Source organism: Polaribacter sp. Q13 (genome assembly GCF_016858305.2).
In the GTDB taxonomy this organism is placed as follows: Bacteria; Bacteroidota; Bacteroidia; order Flavobacteriales; family Flavobacteriaceae; genus Polaribacter.
Genome location: NZ_CP074436.1, coordinates 3,514,404 through 3,539,770 on the forward strand (window position 1 = coordinate 3,514,404; position 25,367 = coordinate 3,539,770).

Annotated in this window: 13 protein-coding genes; 11 read left to right on the plus strand and 2 right to left on the minus strand. The window is 29.8% G+C overall.

Annotated features, from left to right (window positions below):
- The first annotated feature begins 5 nt into the window (after positions 1-5).
- The 6 genes from JOP69_RS14840 to JOP69_RS14865 all read left to right on the plus strand — a co-directional run bounded on the left by JOP69_RS14840 (position 6) and on the right by JOP69_RS14865 (position 9,954).
- The gene (locus tag JOP69_RS14840) at positions 6-1,415 is read left to right on the plus strand and encodes a TlpA disulfide reductase family protein (protein ID WP_203391691.1); all 1,410 of its coding nucleotides are present in this window, start codon (positions 6-8) and stop codon (positions 1,413-1,415) included.
- 136 nt (positions 1,416-1,551) lie between these two features.
- Positions 1,552-2,757 (plus strand): thioredoxin family protein, encoded by a 1,206-nt coding sequence (locus JOP69_RS14845; RefSeq protein WP_203391692.1) that lies wholly within the window; start codon positions 1,552-1,554, stop codon positions 2,755-2,757.
- A gap of 282 nt (positions 2,758-3,039) precedes the next feature.
- Positions 3,040-5,844, plus strand: a complete 2,805-nt coding sequence (locus JOP69_RS14850; RefSeq protein WP_203391693.1) for a pitrilysin family protein — start codon at positions 3,040-3,042, stop codon at positions 5,842-5,844.
- Positions 5,845-5,983: 139 nt separating this feature from the next.
- Positions 5,984-6,430 (plus strand): protein-disulfide reductase DsbD domain-containing protein, encoded by a 447-nt coding sequence (locus JOP69_RS14855; RefSeq protein ID WP_203391694.1) that lies wholly within the window; start codon positions 5,984-5,986, stop codon positions 6,428-6,430.
- Between the two features lie 6 nt (positions 6,431-6,436).
- A complete protein-coding gene (locus JOP69_RS14860; RefSeq protein ID WP_203391695.1) occupies positions 6,437-8,401 on the plus strand; it encodes a cytochrome c biogenesis protein CcdA in 1,965 nt (654 codons plus the stop codon).
- A gap of 86 nt (positions 8,402-8,487) precedes the next feature.
- Complete coding sequence (locus tag JOP69_RS14865) at positions 8,488-9,954, plus strand: aminotransferase class V-fold PLP-dependent enzyme (protein ID WP_203391696.1); 1,467 nt, start codon at positions 8,488-8,490, stop codon at positions 9,952-9,954.
- Between the two features lie 234 nt (positions 9,955-10,188).
- Here JOP69_RS14865 and JOP69_RS14870 read toward each other — a convergent pair whose 3' ends face one another.
- Positions 10,189-12,741, minus strand: coding sequence for a T9SS type A sorting domain-containing protein (locus JOP69_RS14870; protein ID WP_203391697.1), 2,553 nt, complete (start codon positions 12,739-12,741; stop codon positions 10,189-10,191).
- 562 nt (positions 12,742-13,303) lie between these two features.
- Between JOP69_RS14870 and JOP69_RS14875 the strand changes: the two genes are divergently transcribed.
- Both JOP69_RS14875 and JOP69_RS14880 read left to right on the plus strand, forming a co-directional pair.
- Complete coding sequence (locus JOP69_RS14875) at positions 13,304-15,682, plus strand: polysaccharide lyase 6 family protein (protein WP_203391698.1); 2,379 nt, start codon at positions 13,304-13,306, stop codon at positions 15,680-15,682.
- A 12-nt stretch (positions 15,683-15,694) separates the two neighbouring features.
- Positions 15,695-16,771 carry a T9SS type A sorting domain-containing protein gene (locus tag JOP69_RS14880; protein ID WP_252191125.1) on the plus strand — a complete coding sequence of 359 codons (1,077 nt, stop codon included), beginning with the start codon at positions 15,695-15,697 and terminating at the stop codon, positions 16,769-16,771.
- A gap of 8 nt (positions 16,772-16,779) precedes the next feature.
- On the opposite strand, the gene JOP69_RS14885 is transcribed toward JOP69_RS14880, so the two are convergent.
- A complete protein-coding gene (locus JOP69_RS14885) occupies positions 16,780-17,745 on the minus strand; it encodes a Gfo/Idh/MocA family protein (RefSeq protein WP_203391699.1) in 966 nt (321 codons plus the stop codon).
- A gap of 299 nt (positions 17,746-18,044) precedes the next feature.
- Between JOP69_RS14885 and JOP69_RS14890 the strand changes: the two genes are divergently transcribed.
- The 3 genes from JOP69_RS14890 (at position 18,045) to JOP69_RS14900 (ending at position 25,344) form a co-directional block, all read left to right on the plus strand.
- Complete coding sequence (locus JOP69_RS14890; RefSeq protein WP_203391700.1) at positions 18,045-20,357, plus strand: chondroitinase-B domain-containing protein; 2,313 nt, start codon at positions 18,045-18,047, stop codon at positions 20,355-20,357.
- A gap of 85 nt (positions 20,358-20,442) precedes the next feature.
- On the plus strand, positions 20,443-22,656 hold the full coding sequence (locus tag JOP69_RS14895; protein ID WP_252191126.1) for a heparinase II/III family protein: 2,214 nt from the start codon (positions 20,443-20,445) through the stop codon (positions 22,654-22,656).
- A gap of 420 nt (positions 22,657-23,076) precedes the next feature.
- Positions 23,077-25,344: an alginate lyase family protein gene (locus JOP69_RS14900; protein WP_203391701.1), complete on the plus strand. Its 2,268-nt coding sequence runs from the start codon at positions 23,077-23,079 to the stop codon at positions 25,342-25,344.
- Positions 25,345-25,367: the final 23 nt, after the last annotated feature.

The window sequence follows — 25,367 nt, forward strand, 5'->3', positions numbered from 1 at the left end:
TCTATATGAAACCATATACTCATGCATTACTTTTATTTGGCATTTTTATAGGTGTATTATCTTGTAAGTCTAAAGAAGAGAAACAAATAGATTATGCTATTATTTCTGGTAAGATTACCAATTCATCCGAAAAAGAAATAACACTTAATTGGAGGGATACTTTTAAGGTTAATAAAAATGTTAAAACGGTAGTAAAATTATCCGAAACAGGTACATTTTTAGATACTTTAAAATTATTACCAGGCCATTACTCATTTAATGAAGGTAAAAATAGAATTCCGTTGCACATCGAAAATGGTATAAAAATTAATATATCATATGATGCAAAGAACTTTAAAAACACCATTCAGTTTTGTGGAGAAGGTTCTGGAACCAGTAGTTATTTAATGGCAAATGAAGAGGAGATGGGGCGTGTTTTTAATAGTGATAAGGCTACTAATTTCTATAATGTAAAAGAACCTGTATTTAAGGCAAAAATAAAGGCTATTAAAAATGATTTAGAAACGATATTAGCTGCAACTAAAAACATCCCTAATAATATTAGGGAGAAAGAGAAAAGAGAAATCAATTACCATTATTTAGACTATATCAATAGATATAAAGGAGTGTATCAATATGTAAGTGGAGATTCTACGTATGTGCCTTCTAAAGAATTTACAAAAGAATTGGATGCTTTAACTTATGATAGGGAAGACGATTTTATGTTTTCGTCAATATATCAATATTTATTATTAGGGCATTTTAGAGATAAAGCAAGTAAAATAGCTCAAGCGCAAGGAACTTCTCAAGATTTGGAGCTGTTAAAATCATTAGCAAAAATACCTAACGATAATATTAAAGATATTATGCTTGTGTTTTACGGTAATTCTGGATTAAGTAGAGCTACCGATTTAGAAGCTATGTATAAGCTTTTAATGGATAATTATTCAACTGAAGCAAAAAAACAAGAACTCACTAAATTATACAACGAATTAAAAATGTTGAGTAAAGGAGAGGCATCACCAGTGTTTACAAATTACGAAAACCATGCAGGTGGCACAACTTCACTTACCGATTTTAAAGGAAAATATTTATACATTGATGTTTGGGCAACTTGGTGTGGACCTTGTAAATACGAAATTCCTTTTTTAGAAAAAATTGAGAAAGAATATCACGGTAAAAATATCACTTTTATCAGTCTATCCGTAGATAAGAAAAATGCTTACGATGCTTGGAAGAAGATGGTAAAAGATGACAATATGGGTGGTATACAGTTGTTGGCTGATAATGATTTTAAATCAGACTTTATAGAGGCTTATAAAATAAACGCTATCCCTAAATTTATTTTGATAGATCCACAAGGAAATATCGTAAATGCAAATGCACCAAGACCATCTAGTAAAGAGGTGAGAGCACTTTTAGACAACTTATTATAGTAGCTACAAACCACGCTTATATTATTAACGAAAACAGTGTTGCTTTTTATTTAGAAATTTTATTGTTTCATCAATAAAGGCAACATTGCTTTTAATGTAATTTACTTTATAAACATATTTTAAAACATCCCATAGCATGAAAAATATAACAACAATCATTGCAGCACTTATTATTAGCTGTACAACTTTTGCTCAAGGAATTGAATTTGAGCACGGAACGTTTCAAGAAGCATTAGATAAAGCAAAAAAAGAAAACAAATTAGTATTTATGGATTGCTACACTACATGGTGCGGCCCTTGTAAATGGATGACTAAAGAGATATTTCCTCTAAAAGAAGTAGGCGATTTCTATAACGAAAACTTTGTATCTATAAAAGTAGACATGGAAAAAGGAGAAGGCATTGCATTAAACAATACATATAGTGTTAATGCTTATCCTACTTTATTGTTTATTGCTCCCGATGGAAAACTGGTACATAAGTTAGTTGGCGGAAAACAGGCTAAAGATCTTATTGCAGGTGGAGAAATAGCGATAGACCCAAATAAGGGGATAAATGTTATCGCTAAAAGATATGAAAATGGAGAAAGAGATTTAGACTTGGTTTTAAATTATATCGATTTGTTAGATGGAGCATACAATAAAGAGAAAAGTCAGGAGGTTTCTTCAGGTTTACTAGCTAGTTTACCAATTGATAAATTTGCAAACAAAGACAGGTTTAAAGTGATAGCAAATGCAAAAATAGATTACGATTCTAAAGCATATAAATATGTATTGAAAAACAAAGAAAGCTTTTTAAAAGAAGTAGATTCTGCGCAATATTTTAATGTTTTAAATTTGTCTATTATGAGTTATTTAAACAATAAGTCAGGCACTAGTAACAGTTTAAAAGAATTACAAAAAGCGATCGATAAATGTAAAAAAGACAATGTTTCTCCTTATCAAGAGGATATGGAAAAAGGTTTAGTTTATTCTTTTTATTTATCTCAAAAAAACTATGATAAATGGTTCGACTTAAAACTAGAAGAAGCAAATAAGCAGAAAGGAGAGCAAAGGTATGTTTATACGATTCATAATATAGGAGACGAAGTTTTAAGAAACCCTAAATTTGAAGGTTCTCAAGAATCTATGGATAAAGCCTTAAAATTAGGGCATGAAATAGCAGATACACAAGATGGTATTATAATGGGGAGTTTTTTATTAGCGAAATTATATCTAAAGAACAAGGACAAGGGTAATGCATCAAAATACTTTAATACATTTTTTGAGGTGAATAAAAAGTCTGGTGGTAACAACGATCATCCATCTGTAATCAATGTTAAAAATGCTATAGACGCTTTGTAAATTCTTTAATTTATTGTTCAAATTCTAATAAAGTTTTTAACTATTAAATAGTATTTAGATACCTAAAACTTATTTAGTGAGTATATAATTCTGAGAAATACTTACTTTATTAGTTAGACTTCTTTGGTTAAATATTAAAGAGGAATGCCTTTAGAGTATCAGAAAACCACTAATATTATTATCAGATGCGTTAAGTTTTTAACGCTTTAATTCAAAAATTAACATTTCTTTAATAGGGGACGACGTTAAATTATTCGTCTACTATAATAAATACCTTAAATTATGAAACACTTTTTTTTACTAATACTGCTAGTACCTTTTAGCTTATTGTTAAATGGCCAAACTTTAGATTTAAACACACCTTTACCTGTAGATGCAAGTATAAGAAAAGGGGTGTTGCCTAATGGGTTGACTTACTATATTAAAAGTACGGATGTTGTTAAAGACGCGGCTAGTTATTATATTATTCAAAATGTAGGTTCTGTTTTAGAAAATGATGATCAGCAAGGGCTAGCTCATTTTTTAGAACATATGGCTTTTAACGGGACAGCAAATTTTGAAGAAAAACAAATGCTTGAAACTTTTCAGAAGGAAGGATTACTTTTTGGAAGAGACATTAATGCTTATACGAGTTTTGATGAAACGGTTTACAACATAGATAATGTGCCAACAAAACCAGAATTAATAGATAAAGGTTTATTGGTGTTAAATGATTGGTGTAACTATTTATTACTTACGGATAAGGAGATAGATGCCGAAAGAGGTGTCATTAAAGAAGAATGGCGTTCTCGTCAAAATGGGCAAATGCGATTATTTCAAACATCATTACCTATAAGTTTTAACCACTCTAAGTATTCAGAACGTATGCCTATTGGTTTAATGAGCATTGTAGAAAATTTTAAATATAAAGCATTAAGAGATTTTTATCATGATTGGTATCGTACAGATTTACAGGCAATAGCTATTGTTGGTGATATTAATGCCGATGAAATAGAAGCAAAAATTAAAAAGTTATTTTCTAAAATTCCAGCTGTTAAAAATGCCAGAGAACGTTTTATCGTAGAGATACCAGAAAACGAACAACTTTTGTATAGTTTAGGTCTGGATAAAGAAATCTCAACACCTAGTATCGATTTTGGAATTCGTCATAAAAAATCATTAAAAAATCAAACAGTTAATGATTTAAAGGCTTCTTTGTTAGAAGCAATGGCAACTACTATGGTATCTGCAAGAATTAATGAGAAAAAGCAAAACCCAGAAGCACCATTTTTAGGCGCTAGTTTAGGTTATGGTTCTATGTCTAGAGCAAACAATGGGTTAAGCTTAAGAATATCACCAAAACCAGAAATGCAACAACAGGCTTTTGCGGCAGTGTTAACAGAAGTTGTACGTGCTGTAAAATTTGGTTATACAGATTCAGAGATTGAAAGAACCATTAAGCAGTTTTCAAATTATTATGAAACACAAATTGCTAAAAAAGATGATGTTCCTCATGGCAGCATTATCAATAGTATTAAAGAGAACTATCTTAACAATGTTAACATTTTAGATATTGAAAAAGAATATAGTATTGTAAAGCAAATATTTGCGACATTAACTCCAGATGAGGTACACAACACTATTAAAAGATTGTATTCTAAAAACAATAGATATATAAATGTAACAGGTGTTAAAGGTCAAAATAATTTAACAGAAGCACAAGTAAAGCAGATTATAACTGGTGTAGAAAATAATCCAAATATTATTGCATATTCAGAAGCATTTTCGGGTAAAACCTTAATATCTGGAATAGAAATTAAAGAAGGAAAAATTCTTAAAACAGAAAATAATAAAGTTTTAGGTGCTACCACTTATACATTAAGTAATGGTGTAAAAGTTCATTATAAATTTGTTGATAAACAAAAGAATACGGTAAGTTTAAGTGCTGTAAGTTATGGAGGTAAATCTCTGTTAAAAGTAAAAGATTTACCATCTGCAGATTTAATGGGCAATTTATTACAAATGTCTGGATTAGGAGATTATTCTGCAACCGACCTTCCTAAAGTATTGGCAGGTAAAACGGCAAGTGCTTCGCCTAGTTTATCAGAAACATCAGAAAGTATTACAGGTAATTCTTCTACTAAAGATGTGGAAACTATGTTACAATTAACATATTTGTATTTTGAAAACCCACGTTTTGATGAGCAAGCATATAAAGTACTTCAAGGAGGAATTAGTAATTACTTGGTAAGAAGGAGTAAGGATATTGGAGAACAAATGAAAGATGGTATTACAACCACATTGTATGGAGAAGACCATCCTATTAAACGAGTGTTTAATAAAGAATTTGCAGATGATGCTTCTTTCGAACAAATGAAAGCGGTTTATTTAGACCGATTTGATAATCCAGCCGATTTCGATTTTTATATTGTGGGTGATGTGAAAGCAGAGCAATTAGAACCATTATTAGCTAAATATGTAGCAAGTTTACCAACGGATGAATCAAGAGAATCTTTTAAAGACAATAATGTTAAATGGAAGTCTGATAAAGTAGATGAAGATGTGTTTTTGGCAATGGAAGACCCAAAAACAAGTGTGAATATTTCTTTTAAAGTTTCAAATGATTATACTGTTAAAAATAATTTTATTGCTAAGGCTTTAGGAGATATTATGCAACTAAGATTAACAGAAACTTTGAGAGAAGAAGAAGGAGGGGTTTATAGTCCTAGAGCATCTGCATTTTTAAATAAAGTACCTAAGTCATTATCTTATTTGTCTATTAGATTTGATTGTAATCCTGATTTGGCAGAAAAATTAATAGGTATTGTGCATAATGAGTTGACAAAATTAGCGAAAGGAGATATTAGAGAGGAAGACTTGCAAAAAACCTTAAGTAATTATAAAAAAGTAAGAGAGCAATCAAAAAACAATAATAGTTATGATATGGCTTTGTTAAAGACTTTTTATAGGGATGGTTATAATATGGATAATCCTAAAAATTTCGAAAAAGTAATTAATAATATTTCAAAAAAAGACATTCAAGCTTTGGCAAAAAAGTTGCAAAAGAAAGGACAGTCATACGAAATTGTATTTAAACCATTAAAATAGAAATTAATCTCTCTCCATTTTGTTTTCAATTATCTTGAATTAATTAATCAATAAAAACAAGTTTAAGAGATTAAAAAAGGGTTGTTTAAAAAAGAACAACCCTTTTAAAATAGTATAATTATAATTAATATTTAAAGAGATGAAAAAACTTATTTTAGTATGTGCGTTATTGGCTTTTACAATTGGTCATTCCCAAATTGTAGAACCTGTAAAGTGGTCTACTTCTGTTAAAAAGATTTCAGACAAAGAATATGAATTAATAGCAACAGCTAATATTGACGCTAATTGGCATTTGTATTCTCAAAACGTGCCAGAAAACGGACCCATTGCAACAACTTTTTCATTTAAGGGTAGTCCAAACTATTTAAAAAAAGGAAATACCAAAGAAGAAGTAGGACACACAATTAACGACCCCATTTTTGATATGAAAATTAAGTTTTTCGAATCTAAAGCGTCGTTTAAACAGCGTATTAGATTAAAAGAGAAAGCTCTTTTTAAGGTAAATGCCATTGTAGAGTTTATGGTGTGTGATGATAGTAGATGTTTACCGCCAACAGAAGTTGATTTAATTTTTGAAATAAAATAAATTATAATGAAAAAAATACTATTCATTGCGTTTTTACTCTGTTCCATTTTAGTAAATGCTCAAATTGTAGATCCAGTAAAATGGACCACCTCTGTAGAAAAGTTATCTGAAACAGAATATTTTTTAATTTCTAAGGCTAGTATAGAAGAAAATTGGCATTTATATTCTCAAGAGGTTCCAGAAGATGGACCAATTGCCACCACTTTTATGTATGATGATGGCAATGGTGGCTTCAAAATAAACGGAAATACTTTAGAAGAAGAGGGGCATACAATTGATGATCCTATTTTTAATATGAGGATTAAGTTTTTTGAGAATTCAGCCATATTTAAACAAAAAGTCACATTAACTGATAGTGTAAGTGAAATAAATGCTACTGTAGAATTTATGGTTTGTGATGATACAAGGTGTTTGCCTCCAACAGAAGTAGATTTAACTTTTAACATTGGCAAAAAAGAGGCAGTTACATCCGTAAAAACAAGCACTAAAAAAGAAGCTACCATAAAAAAGGATACTTCTTCAGAAAAAAGTCTTTGGGGAATTTTCTTTATCGCTTTTCTTTCAGGTTTTGCGGCATTGTTAACGCCTTGTGTATTTCCAATGATTCCTATGACGGTTAGTTTTTTTACCAAACAAAGTAAAAACAAGGCAGCCGGAATTAAAAATGCCATTATTTACGGATTATCTATCATTGTAATTTATGTGTTACTAGGCGTTTTAGTAAGTCTACTTTTTGGAGCAGACGCGTTAAATGCACTTTCTACAAATGTTTGGTTTAATATTATATTCTTTGTTTTATTACTTGTTTTTGCAGCTTCATTTTTAGGAGCCTTTGAAATTATGTTGCCAAATTCTTGGGCAAACAAAGTAGATTCTCAGGCAGATAGAGGTGGTTTAATTGGTATCTTTTTTATGGCTTTAGCACTAGCAATTGTTTCGTTTTCTTGTACGGGACCAATTGTGGGTACTTTATTAGTAGAAGCCGCGGCAGGAGGTAGCCAAGTAGGACCAATTGTAGGTATGTTAGGTTTTTCTATGGCAATAGCATTGCCATTTGCATTATTTGCAGCTTTTCCTGGTTGGTTAAACTCTTTACCAAAATCTGGTGGTTGGTTAAATACAGTAAAAGTTGTTTTAGGTTTCTTGGAACTAGCATTAGCTTTCAAATTTTTATCAAATGCAGACTTGGTTTTACAATTACATTTATTAGAAAGAGAAGTCTTTATCGCAATTTGGATTGCCATTTTTGGAACTTTAGCTCTTTATTTGTTTGGAAAAATACAACTGCCTCATGATTCTCCATTAAACCATATTTCTGTAGGTAGATTAAGTTTAGGGTTAATTGTTCTTTCATTTACAATTTATATGATTCCAGGACTTTGGGGAGCACCTTTAAATTTAATAAGTGCATTTCCACCACCACCACATTATAGTGAGTCTCCTTATGGAGTTGGATTTAGACAGCTTGGTAGTGGAGGAGGGGTATCACATTCAGATATTCCTGATGGAGCACATTTAATGGCGCCACATGATATTTTAGCTTTTAATGATTATGATAAAGGTTTGGCTTATGCAAAAAAGGTAGGCAAACCAGTAATGTTAGATTTTACGGGGCATGCCTGCGTAAACTGTAGAAAAATGGAGCAAAATGTTTGGGTAAAACCACAGGTATTAAAAATGCTTAAAAACGATGTTATTTTAATTTCCTTATATGTTGATGACAAACGTAAATTGGAAGAAAATGACATTGTAGAATCAAAGTTAAAACCAGGAAAGAAACTGAAGTATATCGGTCAGAAGTGGAGCGAGTTACAAACGATAAAATACAAAGCAAACACGCAACCTATGTACGTTTTAATGGATCATAATGAAGAGAATTTAATAGATCCAGTAGCTTATACGCCAGATGTAGATGAATATTCTAATTGGTTAACAAAAGGGGTAAATAGCTTTAAGCTTTTTAATAATTAATCATTAGTTAGAGAATTACTTTGGTAGTATTACCAAGGTAATTCTTTTTATAAAATGATTTTTATCTACCTAAAACAGAAGAAATAATGGAATTAGAACAATATTTTACACAGTTTAGAAATCAAATTATAGGTATAGATCAAACTTTTGAGTCCCCGTACGGAACTCAAAAACTAATCTATACAGATTGGACAGCTAGTGGAAGACTTTATAAATCTATAGAAGACAAAATAGTAAACGATTTTGGACCTTTTGTAGCCAATACACATACAGAAACGTCAACATCAGGAGCAGCAATGACATTGGCATATCATCAAGCTAGAAACATTATAAAAAAGCATGTGAATGCCAATAGTAATGATGTTTTAATTACTGATGGTTCTGGTATGACGGGAGTTGTTAATAAATTTCAACGAATTTTAGGATTAAAAGTTTCCGAAAGCTTAAAAGCATACACTAACATTCCAGAAGAAATTAGACCGATTGTTTTTGTAAGCCATATGGAGCATCACTCAAACCAAACATCTTGGTTAGAAACCATTGCAGATGTTGAGGTTGTGCCTTGTAATAATGAAGGGTTGGTTTGTTTAGAAAGCTTTGAAAAAAGCATAAAAAAACACGAACATAGACTTATCAAAATAGCATCTATTACCGCATGTTCAAATGTAACTGGTATTAAAACGGAGTACCATAAAGTGGCAAAATTAATTCATCAATATAACGGATTATGTTTTGTAGATTTTGCTTGCTGTGCACCTTATGTAACTATTGATATGCATCCAGCTGCAGAAGATGAATATTTAGATGCTATCTTTTTTTCTCCTCACAAATTTTTAGGAGGACCAGGAACTTCGGGAGTATTGGTTTTTAATAAAAAATTATATAAAAATACCATTCCAGATAATCCTGGAGGAGGAACCGTAAGTTACACAAATCCTTGGGGGCAACATGATTATTTTGATGATGTAGAAACCAGAGAAGATGGAGGAACACCCGGTTTTTTACAAACCATAAAAATTGCTCTTTCATTTCAGCTAAAGGATAAAATGGGGACTGAAAATATTAAGAGGAGAGAAGATGAAATTAACAAAGTAATGTTTGCCACTTTAGAGAGTTTACCTGAAGTACAAATTCTTGCACCAAATCATAAAAACCGTTTAAGTATTTTTTCTTTTTATTTTGAAAAATATCACTTTAATTTAGTCGTAAAATTATTGAATGATCGTTTCGGAATTCAAACAAGAGGAGGCTGTTCTTGTGCAGGAACGTATGGACACTTTTTACTAAACGTAGATCAAGAAACATCTAATAGAATTAAAGATGAAATCTTACACGGATGTAATACACAAAAACCAGGTTGGATTCGGTTATCCATTCATCCTACAGTTTCAAAAGAAGAGTTAGCGTTTATTAGTACTTCTTTAAAAGAATTGTCTAAAAATATATTGGATTGGTCTAAAGACTATAGGTATGATTCTATGAAAAATGAATATATCCATAAAACCATAGATGGTATTGAGGTAGAAATGGTAAGGAGTTGGTTTTTAGATTAATTGATTAAGTCAGGTTAATATTTAGAAGACTATTTTATTTTTTTTAATTATTAGAATTGGATTAAAATTATGGGAACTAAGTTGAAGAAGGTTTAATTGATCTAGATTGTTAGTATTTCGTATAGAACTGATTTTTATTTAATGTGATGTTTAACTTTTTGTTCAAAATTAAAATTATAAAAAAAGAGGCTACCTTTTTGGTAGCCTCTTCTCATTATTTTATTTTTTAATTGATTATTGTTTTATAATCTTTTTGGTATATGTTTTACCACTAATTCCTTGCGTGGTTATTATATATATTCCATTTGCGAATTTTGAGAAGTTTAAATCTTCAGCATTTTTATCTTCTCCATATTTTTTATCAATAATAGTACCTCCAGTTATGTTCATTACTTTTATACTTTTAATTTTATCATTTTGTAATCTAATAACTGTATTTTTCTCTATTGGATTAGGATAGACACTTGCTCTTTGTTCTGTGCTTATACTTTCTTTATTTGGTGTTAATCCGTTTAATATTGCATCAATAATAGCTTGTTGTTGGCTATCTGTTAAACCAGATTTTTTATCACTTTTAGCGTTAAAAGTTAATTGATATGTAAATCCACTATCATAGCATTCACATGCAGGTGTGTACATTCCTATTATATACATTTTATTATCACTAAAAGTATAGCCGGGGAATGTTGTGGTTAAATCCCAATTTGTTGCTGACGGTACACTTGCAGAAGGTGGTAAATTACTTCCGGTATTATTACCATGAGCAAAGGTATTCCAGTCTATTACGATAGATGGGTAAGATGTTATTTCTGCCACATACCAGTGGTATTCTGTACAGCTTCCATGTAAAGTATCATCTGTAGTTCCGCTAGAATTTAAAGATCCTTTAATGTCTTTTGTAAGTCCATTATGTTCTACTGTAATAGCCAAGTTTGGATCTGCTAATTCACCTACATAAATATCATCTATTGCAAGATCATTTCCATCTCCGTTAGCTGTTTCATTTAAAATTATTTTGATAGTTTCTGTATTACTGGTTGCAGTAAAATTAATGGTTTCATTTTGCCAAGCACAAGCGTCTAAAGGATTCATATTTACGGTAAACATGGTATTAGAACTTCCTGCTTCTAAGGTAACTTCTGGTAGGATATCAAAAGTACATTGTGGCATGTTTTTAAAATTAGCACATACTTTATAGGTTTTTCCTTTTTCTAGTCCGGTTAAGGTTTGTTCCCAAACGGTACTTGAAGTGGCTTGTTGTGTTTTTCCGTTTACAAGTAAGTATTTGTTATTGCTTGCATACGTTACTGGGTCTGCACAAAAAGAATGGTCTGTAACAGTTGTGCCGAAATTAGCAGCAGTATTTGTAACATTATATTCTCCGGGAAATGTGGTTGCAGTTTGTGAATAATCGCTAGTAAAACCAGTGTTACCAGCTTCGAAATTTGCATTATCTACTAAATTTTCAGCTTCACAACAATATGCACCTTGGCTGTTGTCGCAAAAACAAACATCATTATTAATTCCGGATATTTCTCCATCTTGTACACCGCCTACTGGATTTGAAGAATATTGTGTTACAGTTTGTAAGTTTCCATTTAAATCGGGTAATTGGAATGTTAATTTGGCAACTAGATCATAACAAGTACCAGCGGTTTGATTTGGAAAAGTTGTTGCAGGTACATCAAATGTGTACGTACCTGAAACGATGGTTGGTGTTATATTTGTTGCAACTACTGAGTTACTTTGGTAAATGTCTAACGAGATTGAGGGATTAACTGCTCCTTTAGGAATATCAAAATTACCAGCATAGGTATTTTTTTCATTGATACAACCATCTCCTTCTAACTCTAATTCAATAAATCCTTCGGTACCTTTACATTCTTTACATACATCGTCTATGTAGGTATACCCTTTATGACCACCTGCAGAACAATCTGAATTAATAAACATGATTACTACTTCTTCTCCTATTTTACTGGACAAATCTAAAGAAGCACAACGCCAATCTCTGTAGTATGTATTTCCAGAATTTACAGCATTTATAAATGGATTACTTGGGTTGGCCACATCTACTATTTTATCAACTGTAACTCCAGACATATCTACGGCTTCGGCAGCAAAAAATACTTCAGATCCGTTTACGTTGCCTTTGGGATCAGAATGACTTCGATCCATAACAATAGCGTATTGGAAGTAATATTTTGCATTTTCTGCGGTAACTACAAAACGTTTTGCAACTCCTTCTGCACCACGTCCTGGTTGATCATTTCCTAAACGTAAAGATTGAGTTCCTGATGTGCCTGGTGCTGTTCTTTGTAAAGGATATGATGGAGATGCTACTGATATAATAGGATCTAAACCTGTCGTTTCAATAGAAGTATAATTTTGGCCCCAAGAAACTCCTGTAAATGGCAAACTAGATATACCAGGATTTACAATTAACCCATTTTCTATAGGTAAGTTCATCGTGGCATGTTTTAAACTAAGTCCTGTCCATCCAGCATAGCCATCTTCAAAACCACTGTTACGACATGCTTCTTTAGATAATGGAATTTGGTTTAAAACTGTACTAATCTGAGCAGAAGATTTAAAGATAGGTTTGTATTGATCTTCTTTAAAGATATCAATTTCTTTGTTAAGCCTATCTTTAGTCCAACGTATACTGTATTCATAATTTAATTTACGTTCCTTAACTTCAATAATGGTGTCTTTGTAAATTTGACCCGTTGTAATGCTGGTTATCAATAATAAAACAGCAAGCATAAATTGTGTAGTTGTTTTCATGATTATTAGTTTAAAGTACCTACTCTTATAAAAGGCTTTTCGGATACCGCCTGTAATTTCATTTTGTTATATAAGATTGTTTTAAGTCTCTAATGCGTTACTAATTTATCTTATCGTTAGCGTCTTGTAATCTTTATAATATTTGGTAATGTCTTCAAAGTTAATGTCTTAATTTTGTTTTTAGGACAGGTAAAACCTCCATTACACAAGGTTGTTTCTCTTGATAATTTAATAGTGATTAGATGGTTTTCTTAAAATAATTAAAATGTAATCTGGTATTTATTAATTAGAAAATTTAAGATTACTGGTGTGTGAAGTGCCAATCCTAAAAATAGGATAAAGAAGATTTTTATACTCAACTTTTAATATTGAATTCTTAAAAAGGAAATATTATTTTCTATATTTTTAATCCTTAAAGTTTTTCGTGCTTTTATTTAACTAAAACCCGTATATTTGGTTAACCAAATTGGTAAACCAATTCAAAGGAGCCGAATTTTGATGATTTTGTAAATTGGTTCACTTTTTGATTTTAAGTATTACAACATTTAATTATTATTTCTAGATGAAAAAAATAATCTTCACATTTATAGCAATTTTAGTATTAGGAGCCTTTAAATTCTTTGCTCAGGAAACAATAGTTTCTAATATTACAGAATATAACAATACAATTAAATTGGCCAAACCAGGTGATGTTATCGTTTTAAAAAACGGAGTTTGGGAAGATGTTAAATTAAATGCGCACGGACAAGGTGAAAAAGGAAACCCAATTTTAGTAAAAGCAGAAACAGCAGGTGAAGTAATTATTACAGGAAATTCTACCTTAAATATTTATGGTGACTACATAATTGTGAGTGGTTTATGGTTTAAAGATGGTAATACGGAATATAAATCTGTGGTTCAATTTAAAAAAGATTCTAAAACTTTTGCAAATAATTGTCGACTTACAAATTGTACTATTTCTTATTATAAATCTAAGGAAAACTTAAAAGACCATTGGGTAGATTTATGGGGGAAAAATAACAGAGTAGATCATAATAATTTTACAGGGAAAACCAGTGAAGGTACTACCTTGGTAGTTTGGCTAAAAGGAGAGGAGCATGTAGAAAATAATCATAGAATAGATAATAACTTTTTTGGTACAAGACCAGATTTAGGTAAAAATGGAGGTGAAACCATTAGAATTGGTACCAGTACGAACTCTAAAAAATCGTCTAAAACGTTAGTTGAAAGAAATATTTTTGCAAATTGTGATGGAGAAATAGAAATTATATCTAACAAGTCTTGTGATAATGTTTATAGGGATAACTTATTTGTTGGGAGTCAAGGGACTTTAACGTTAAGACATGGAGATCATGCTTTGGTAGAAAGAAATGTTTTTTTAGGAAACGGTGTTAGTAAAACTGGTGGAGTTCGTATTATCAACTCTAATCATATCATTAGAAATAATTTATTTGTTGGCTTGTTAGGAGATGGTTTTAGAGGACCAATTGTAATTATGAATGGCGTACCAAATTCTCCTTTAAATAGATACGAGCAAGTAAAGAATGTAGATATTCAGAATAATACGATTATCAATTCTGGGCCAATTTCCTTCGGAGAAGGTAAAGATGATGAGAAAACGCTAGCAGCTGTACATACTAATTTTTCAAACAATTTAATTTTTAATGATAAACCTGGCAAAAATATTTTATTTCTTGATGATGTGTCAGGAATCTCTTTCAATAATAATTATATAGATGCTTTAACACCGCAGGTTATTAATGGTTTTAAAGCAACAAAAATAGATTGGAAAGAAATAGGTTCGTTTCCAATTCCAACAGCCACTAATAAAGATTTATTAGTGACTAAAAATAATACAAGTCTACAAAAAGATATTAATAATAGTATAAGAGAAACTTTTAATGCAGGTGCTTTTAATCTAGATGCTAGTACTTTACCAAAAGCTTTAAAATTAAGAGCGGGTCCGGGTTGGACACCTAATATAGTCGCACCAATTGTTAAAGCCGAAGAAATTACGGTAGAACCAGGATTAGAAACTTTAAGAAAAGCGATTGATAAGGCGTCGCCAGGAGCTGTTTTAAATTTAAAAACAGGAGCGTATATTTTAGAAAAGAAAATTAAGGTAGCCAAGAATATAACTATAATAGGAGACAAAGGTGGAGCATCAATTATTATGGCTAAAAAAGATCTAGAAAAACCTATTGACTATCTTTTTAGAGTAAATGAAGGCGTAACCCTACATATTAGTAATGCAATTTTAGATGGTGTAAATTCAGATTTAAAATATGCTATTGTTTCTCCAGATAAGCAAGAAGCGGGTATCTATAATTTATTTGTTGATAATATTACGTTTCAAAATTTTACAAATAAAGATGGTGGAAGTGTTTTTAAGGCTTACAACGGTACAAAAGCAGATACCTTAAGTTTTAAGAATTCTAGATTCGAAAACAATTATAGAGGACTAAATTTATCTTATGATAAAGATATTATGGAGCAATACAATGCAAATACGATTATTATAGACAACACTATTTTTAAAAATATTGAAGAAGCAGCAATTAATTATTATAGAAAAACATTGTCTCCAGAAATTCCGGGTGGTAATTTAATTATTACAAATTCTGTCTTTAGTAATGTTTATAATGAAGAAAAAGGGAAAGTTATTAGAACAGACGGAATTGGTAGTGTATCAATCACAAATTCTGTAATTGAAGATAGTTTTAAAGTAACCACACCCGTTTCTTTAAAAGGATCTAATAATAGTATTTCTAATTGTTTAATACATAATAGTGGTTTTGTTAAAACAAGTGGTACGGCTAAAAAGGAAAATTTACTATATAAAAATCCTAAGTGGGAAGATAAAGTGCTGTTTATACCAAGTGATAAATCGCCATTATTAAAAGTAAATAATGATATTGGTAACATTGGTTTAAAGCAATAAATATATTTTCTGATGATGAAAAATTTTCTTTGCTTAGTAACTTTCTTAATTTTAATATCACAAACAATTTTTAGTCAGGTTTTATTAAGTGCCGATGGTCTTGGAAATACGTATGAGTTGATAAATGCTGTTTTAGCTAATCCAAATAGAAGTGTTGTGGAAACTCCAGATTGCAGTCACACAGATTTTGGAAATCATATTGATGAAGTTTTTGATACGGAATTAAATAAAAATGTTTTCCGTTTTCATATTCATGTTTCTCTAGATAATGATCGTTGTAAAAAATTTGACAGACAGCGTAATGAAATAAAAACGTATGCTGATTCTCCCGAAAATTTAAAAGCGACTAAAGGTGAAACTGTAGCATATAAATGGAAATTTAAATTAAGCAATAGTTTTAAACCATCATCTAGTTTTACACATATCCATCAATTAAAGGTTGTTGGCGGACCTTATGCATCTATACCTATGATTTCTTTTACTTTAAGAAAAGGAAAACCAGATAAGTTAGAGTTAAGGTATACGGCAACTAAGGATCAAAATACTTTAAAAACTGTCGATTTAAATCTTTTAAAAGGAAAATGGTTGGAAGTAACTGAGTATGTTAAATTTGATGATGTAGGTAGTTATTCTGTTGAGATAAAAACGGTTTCTAACAATAAAGTGATTTTTAATTATGCTAATAGTCCTTTAGACACTTGGCAAGATGGAGCTGAATTTGCGAGACCAAAATGGGGTATTTATAGAAGCTTAAATAATAAAGAAGATTTACAAGACGAAATTGTAAAATTTGCAGATTTTAGTATTCAAGAAATTACAAGTTCTCTTTCTGTAGAAACTTTAAAAGAAAAGGCATCTGCTATTTTGTTGTTTCCCAATCCTGCTTCTGAAGATGTTGAATTTAAAAATGTGAAATTAGATACTTATGACCTTATTGAAGTGTATGATTATTCTGGAAGAAAAATTTCTACTGATAAAAAACTACACAACGATAAATTAAATGTTTCTGGTTTTTCTAAAGGACTGTATTTCATCGTCTTTAAAAAAGATGCCATAATTGTTAAAGTTTTAAAATGTTATGTAAAATAAATAGCGTTTTATTTTGTAAAAGAGTCCATTATTTGCATAATAATTACACCATTTTCTATAGGGCAAGGGTTTTTTTCTTTACCTAAGAAATAATTTACGGTACTTTCTATCATAGGTTGTTGAACGTGCATCGGATTTTTAAAATGGAAAACTTCTTCTTTTGTATTGGTTGATAAAATTACTTCTTCACCATAAAAAGAAAATGTAATACTACCATTCTCACCATATATTTTACATTCATCTTTTACTTCTTTTTCTGAAGTGTTAAAATTCCAAATACCTCTAAATTGAATTCCGTTTTTAAACTCAATAATACCATTTACAATATCATCAACATTGTTATTTAAGGTGGAAGTAGAAAAACCTTTTTCGTGTTTTATTTCACCAAAGAAAGAATACATTAAATCTAATTGATGCGGAGCAATATCATGGAAATAGCCACCACCAGAAATTTGAGGCTGTAAACGCCAATTATCTTCCGTTTTAGCGATGATATTATTTTGTTTGGATTGATGAATTTGAATATCAGCAAACATTATTTTTCCAATCCTATTTGCTTCAATTAATTCTTTTACTTTTAGAAAAACGGGCAGTTTTCTTCTGTAATGTGCTACAACTAATTTATCATTTTTAGTGATTAATTTATTCAATTCTTGGGCTTCAGAAAGGTTTAGAGTTATAGGTTTTTCTAAATATATAAACTTTTTTGCGTTTACACATTTTTTAACCATTTCTATATGTGTAGAAGGAGGTGTTGCAATATAAATGGCATTTATTTCTGGGTTTTGTAATAATTCATCAACAGAATTATACCAAAAAGGAACGTTGTGTCTAGTAGCAAAATCTTCTGCTTTTACAGCATTTCTTCTCATTACGGCAATTAATTTCGAGTTTTTTATTTTCTGAAATGCAGGACCACTTTTTACTTCAGCAACATCTCCGCAACCAATAATTCCCCAGTTAATTGTATTCATTTTTTAGTTTTATTTCTACGATATAAAGATAGAACTAATTGAAGTTTTTTTGTAGTTTAGGGTCATGTTTGTTTTTTTGTGCAAAATAGATTGGTTATTAAAGTACCTTGGAATAAGGTTTTAGCTTTAAAATTTTTTCAATCCAAAATAAGTGTATATATTTGGTAAACCAAATTGGTTTACCAATTAGTGTTTTGCTAAATAAACTTTGTACTATTTTAAAAACAACATATTTTTTTAGGGTAAGCAGACTCTAAAAATTTTATAATACTTTATCAAAAACATATTAACTAAAAAAAATGAAAAAATCACTTTTAATTATCAGCCTATTATTACTAATAGTTTCTTGCCAAGAAAAAGTTTCTGAGAGTATATTAGTAACAAATTCATTAGAATTAATAGATGCAGCAAAAAATGCGCAACCAGGAGATAATATTGTTATTAAAGATGGAACTTATAAAGATGTAGAAATTATTTTTAAAGGTGAAGGGACAAAAGAAAATCCAATTACATTAAAGGCAGAAAACCCTGGTAAAGTTTTTATAGAAGGTGTTTCTAGTTTAAAAATTGGCGGTAATTATTTAGAAGTCAATGGTTTGTTTTTTAGAAACGGACATTCACCAGCTACAAATGTTATAGGATTTAGAATTAGCGAAAAAGAAGTTGCAAATTATTCTAAAGTTACCAATTGTGTAATTTTAGATTTTAATAATTTACAACGTGACCAAGATAATCTTTGGGTGCAATTTTATGGTACACATAATGAGTTAAGTAATTGTTACATTGCTGGTAAAACAAATGGTGGACCAACCGTTAGGGTAGACTTAAAAGGAAACCAAAGTATTAGAAATTATCATAAAATTATAAATAATCATTTTGGACCAAGACCTAGAAAAGGTGGTGCAAGAGGAGAAACGATTCAGTTAGGAAGTAGTTTTACTTCTATGACACCAAGTAATACAACCATTGCAAATAACTTATTTGAAGAATGTAATGGAGAAGTAGAAATTATATCAAGTAAAACTAATTTTAATATTATTAAAAATAATGTGTTTTATAAAAGTGAAGGATCTGTAGTTACACGTCACGGAAACTACGCAACAATAGATGGTAATTATTTTATTGGTGATGGTGTAAATAAACAATTTGGAGGAATTAGAATTGTAAATACAGGACATTGGATTATTAATAACTATTTCTATAATATTATAGGAGAAAATTTTAGAAGTCCTTTAGCAATGATGAACGGAATTCCTAAATCTCCATTAAATAGATACAATCAGGTAACCGATGTGGTAGTGGCATTTAATACGTATGTAAATTGTAAATCGCCATGGCAATTTGGTGTTGGTACAAATATTGCGCAGGCGGCTGTATTGCCTAAATCAGAAATACGTTCTGCAAGAGCTTTAAGAACTATAGTAGCTAACAATGTAATTTATAATAAAGTTGGAGATAAAAATCCTATTATTGAACATGATAAAGCAGATGGTGTAACGTTTAAAGATAACATTATTAACAACCAAGGAGTCGCATTTGATAATAGTGATAGAATTGCAGCAAATTCATTTGAATTAACAAAAGTAAGTGACAATATTTTTATTCCTAAATTAACAAATAATTTTGAAGTCTATCCTGGTTTTGGATTCGAAACGATAAAAGAAGATCTTTTTGGAAATTCTAGAGTAAACTCTAATTCTATTGGGGCAACCGTACAAGGAGTTAACTTAAAAGATCCATCTATTTTAGATAAAACCAAATATGGTGCAGATTGGTATTCTAATGTAGTAGAAGCAAAAGAGCCTACTATTTTTACGGTTACTAATACTAAAGGAGATTTAGAAGCAAAAATAGCAGCGGCAAATGCAGGAGATATTATTGCTTTAAGTGCTGGGAAATACAATGTTTCTACATCTATTGTAATTAATAAAACAATTACAATTAAATCTAAGGACACTGAAAAAGCAGAAATTATTTTTGCAGGATCAGACAATACACCTGTTTTTGAATTGAATCCTTATGGTATTTTAAACATAAAGAACATTATTCTTTCTGGTAATGGAAAAAATCAAGCTTTTGCAAGTTTAAAAGAAAACATGTCTAATCATTTTGGACTAAACGTTTCTGGTTGTGATATTAATAATTTTAATTATGTGCTAAAAGCTTACAAGGAAACCTTTTCAGAAGAAATAAATTTTAAAAATAGCACGTTTACAGACTGTGAAAATGGAATAGAATTATCTGAAGAAACAAATGATAGAGGCGATTATAACACAGAATATTTAACGGTAGATAACTGTCAGTTTACAAACGTAAATCAAAATGTGATAGATTACTATAGAGGTGGTTATGATGAGTCTACTATTGGTGGAAACTTATTAGTAGCGAATAGTACTTTTACAAACTGTGGAAGCAAAGAAAAAAACAGAATGTTGTTAAATCATAGAGGTATTGTAAACGTAAACATTACCAAAAATGTATTTAAAAACAATAAAGTTCAGTTTGTTGCTATTTTATGGGGAGCAAAAAATAATGTTGAATCTAACAATACTTTAAGTAATTCAGGAAAAATAAAAACTGAAGAGAACTTAGTTATGAAATTGATGTATTAATCAAATTTATTCTGATAAAAGACAAATCCTATAAGGCTTAAAAACTTTGTAGGATTTTTTTGTATAAATCAAATTTATTTTTAAAATGAAACTATTCAAAATTTTATTTTTAGTGTTTTTTTCAATATCCGTTTACGGACAAAAAATACCTTCAAAAAAGAGTATTAAAATAACTGAATTGGCCAATTTGTTAAATGATGATGTAAAAAAATATTTATCTAAAGATGGAAAAATAACAGTAAAAAAGTTGGCTAGTTATTTTAGAGAAAAATTTTCTGAACGTTATTTTTATAATTATAAAACTGTTGATAATCGCTTTATAGAATATGCTAATTTATATCCGAAAGCCGCAGAAAGTCATACTGAAAGAAGTTTAGATCATTTAGCCAAGTTTTCTTCAAAACCATCATGGAAACTTCCTTTTAATTACCAAAACGGAAATCCAGTTAATGCCTATGCTTTAAGACATTTGGCACGTCAGCATAAAATGGTAGATATTGCTTTGTACTATTTTTATAAAGAAAAAGACGCTAGGTATATCGATTATTTTACGGCGCAGATGCAATCATTAAACACTGCTTTAGAACAAAATAAGTTCGAAACTATTGAAGATGGAAATGGTGTTTATGAATCTTTTAGATCTGGATATAGAATTTTAAATTGGATGCAAATTCATAACCTTTTTTTAGGAGAAGAAGCATATTCAGATAAAGATCAGTTAAACACAATAGCTACATTATTGCAACATGCTTCTTACTTATATGAGGTTAATCAAAAATTTGCATCAGGTAATCATCAAACAAGAGGTTTATCCGCTTTAGCAATGGTTTCTATTATGTTACGAGATTTTGTAGATACAGATGTTTGGTATACGCATGCTATGAAATTGTTGGCAGAACATTTAAGTAAAGAAATTAATAATGATGGTTTTCAGTTTGAAAGAACAATACATTATCATAAAAGTGATATTGGTAATTATTTTTATGTATATCAATTAGCTAAAAATAGCAATTTAAGGGTTGATGATTTTTGGAAGAATAAGTTGGAATCTTTATTTACAACGTTAACAAAAACGGCTTTTCCGGACAAATCTGCTCCTGTTTTTTCTGATGATACAGATACGCCTTGGGCAGAAAAAAATGATATTTCTGATGCTTTAACTTTAGGGTATTTATTATTTGAAAACCCTAGTTTTGGTTATTTTGCAAATACTAAATTAAGCGTTAAAATGTATTGGTATGTTAGCGAAAACCAGCTTAAAAAGTTGCAAAACATAAAAGAAGAACAGCCTACTTTTAATTCTGTCTTTTTTCCTGAAACAGGATATTATTTAATGAGAGAAGGTTGGGAGCGTAAAGATAAAGTATTGGCGATATCTGCAGGATTAGATGCAAAAAAACCAGACCACCAACATGGAGATATATTAGGAATTCAGATTTTTGCAAATGAAAATGTAATACTACCTAATTATCAAGTTAGGTATTCTTTAAAAGACTTAGAATTATTTAAAAACTCAATGACTAAAAATGTTGCTTTAGTAGATAATGAGTTACTCGGAAAAAAATACAGTTCTAATAAAGGAGGTAGTGGCTTTGGTAAGTTTAAAAAAATAGCCAAACCTACCGTAATAGGTTATCAACTAAATAAAGATTTAGAAGTTTTTATAGGTTCTCATGACGGTTTCGAAAATATTGGTGTAAAATATGCGCGTCAGGTTATAAATGTAGAAAACGATTTTTGGATAGTGAAAGATAATTTTTCATCAGATAAAAATCATATTTATAAACAAGTTTGGCAAGGACATTATAGTTTAGAGAATTCGCCAAACTTATTGCGTTCTAGTTTTCAAAATGGATCTGGATTAGATATTTATCAACTTAAAAATATAGATGAAATAACCACAGATGGGGCAAGAGGAAAACAATGGAGTGTTGCTTCTAAAATAAATGAAAAAAACTTTAATTTTATAACTATTCTTTTCCCTTTTTCTACATATGATGCTAGAATTGATGAAGAAAAAGAAAATCCAAGTTTTAAAGGTTGGTCTACGGAAACAATAATAAAATCGGATGCAGAAAGTGTATTGTCTAAAAAAGATAAACATTTGTTATTCGGTGTAAAAGAAATAACTCTTCACAAAACAGTAATTAATTTTTCTGAGAAAGTTGATGTTGTAGTTACTAAAAATGAAGGTAAATTTACCATACAATCCTTGTTTTACAAATTATTTTACATTAATACCTCTAGTAATTCAGAACAAATATTAATAAAACCATTAGGGTTTTACATTGAAAAATAGTTTTTTGAATAAATTAATAACCAAATACTTAAAAAACAGGTCTAGTAATTTTTTAGTATTAAAATTTTATTGTATTTTTGGTTTACCAGTTTGGTAAACCAATTTTTTTTTAGTTTTAAAAATTAGATGTTTTTGATTTATCTAAAGGATGGTATAACTTTAAAATTAAGAACAATTAGGTTCTAGTAAAATAATTATTGAGTAGTTTTTTGAATTATTACTTTAAAAACCCATTTTCTTTTTAAATGGGTTTTTTCTTGTTAAAAAAACACTGTAATTAATGCGATTTGTATAAAAAATACTGTTTTTAATAAAGTAGTTGTGTTAAAATTACTATTTTATATGCTATTATTTTGTTAAAATCCTAAATAACCATATATTTGGTAGACCAATCTGGTTAACCAGTGTTTAATTTAAAATATGAAGAAATCTTACATTCAATTAATAGCTATTTTTTTTATTAGTTTTATTGCTGTCTCTTGTAACAATTCTGTAGAAAGCGAAAAGAATAACACAAAAACGGAAGGTTCACACCCTAAATTAATTTTAACAAAAAAAGGTGTAGATAAAATAAGACAAAATTTAGGCAATGTGCCTGTTTTTGATAAAACTTTAGCGGATACAAAAGCAGAGGTAGATGCAGAAATAGAGTTAGGTATTTTAGTTCCTATTCCTAAAGATTTATCTGGCGGTTACACGCATGAGCGTCATAAAAAAAACTTTATAATGCTTCAAAAAGCAGGAGTTTTATTTCAGATTTTAAATGATGAAAAATATGCAAACTATGTTAAAGATATGTTGTTTGCTTATGCCAAATTATACCCAACATTACCGGTACATCCACAAACCAGATCTTATGCTAGAGGTAAATTATTTTGGCAATGTTTAAACGATTCTAATTGGTTAGTGTATTCTGCACAAGCGTATGATTGTGTTTATGATTGGTTATCAAAAGAAGAAAGAGATACGTTAGAAAAAGATTTGTTTATTCCTTTTGCAAATTTTATATCTGTAGAAAATCCACAATTTTTTAATAGAGTTCATAACCATAGTACTTGGGGTAATGTTGCCGTTGGTATGATTGCCTTGGTAATGGATAATGATGAGTTATTAGAAAATGCTTTAAATGGTTTAAAAATAGATGATTTAAAGGAAGGGATGAAAGATAACGATGGAGGTCTTATTCAAGTTAAAGGACAAAGATTAGGTTTTTTTGGTAATTTAGATGAACCTTTTTCTCCTGATGGTTATTATAACGAAGGACCATATTACCAGCGTTATGCGATGTATCCTTTTTTAATTTTTGCAGAAGCATTGCACAATGTAAAACCAGAATTAAAGATATTTGAATATAAAGACGGTGTTTTGTTAAAAGCAGTGGATGCATTGATAAACTTAACGGATGCAAAAGGAGATTTTTTTCCTTTAAATGACGGTCAAAAAGGAATGTCTTATTATACAGCAGCGTTAGTTTCTGCAGTAGATATTGCTTACGAATATGGAGGTGAAAATCCAGAATTATTAAGTATTGCAAAAAAACAAGATAGAGTTGTTTTAGACGACACTGGTTTGGCAATTGCAATAGGTCTTAAGGAAGGTTTAGAAAAACCATTTACAAAAAAATCTATTAATTTATCTGATGGTAAGAATGGAGATGAAGGAGGTGTAGGGATTTTAAGAAATGAAAACATAGAATTGGTTTATAAATATGCCTCACAAGGCTCTAGCCATGGGCATTATGATAAATTATCTTTTTCTTTATATGAAGACGGAAATGAAGTTATTCAAGATTATGGTTTAGCTCGTTTTGTAAATATTGAACAAAAAGGTGGTGGTAATTACTTAAAAGAAAATAAAACTTGGGCAAAACAAACGATTGCTCATAATACACTTTCTGTAAATGGAGAGAATCATTATGAAGGTAAATTTGATATAGGTAGTAAGCATCATCCAGAATTGTATTTTTATGATGATAAAAATCCTAATGTTCAAATAATAAGTGCTACAGAAACAAACGCATATCCAGGTACAGAAATGCTTAGAACTTTTGCCTTAATAAAAGACAAAGATTTTCAAAGACCATTTACAATAGACCTTTTTAAAATAAAATCTAATAAAAAAAATCAATACGATTTGCCTTATTATTATTTAGGTCATATTATGAAAACTAATTTTGATTATAAATCATACCCTCAATTAAATGCTTTAGGTACCAAGAATGGGTATCAACATTTATGGAAAGAGGCTGCAGGGAAACCATCTACAGATAATACGGTGTTTTCTTGGAAGAATAACAATAAGTTTTATACGTTAACAACCACTTCTAATACTACAGATGAGTTAATTTTAGCCAGAATAGGAGCACAGGATCCAGATTATAATTTGCGTAAAGAACCTTCTTTTATTGTAAGAAGAAAAAACACACAAAACACCACTTTTGCCTCTGTAATAGAATCTCACGGAAGTTATAGTTATGTTACAGAATTGGCTTTAAATGCCTATAGTAGTGTTGCAAACGTAAAAATAGTTTTAGATACAGAAAGTTATACAGCTGTAGAAATTAAAACAAAGAAGGATACAACCAAAATTTTAATTATCTCTAATAAAGATAATTCTGCAGAGAGTAAGCATACAGTTAAAATAGATAATAAGGAGTATAATTGGAAAGGTTCTTATTATTACAAATAAATTAATCATAAAAAAATAAAAAA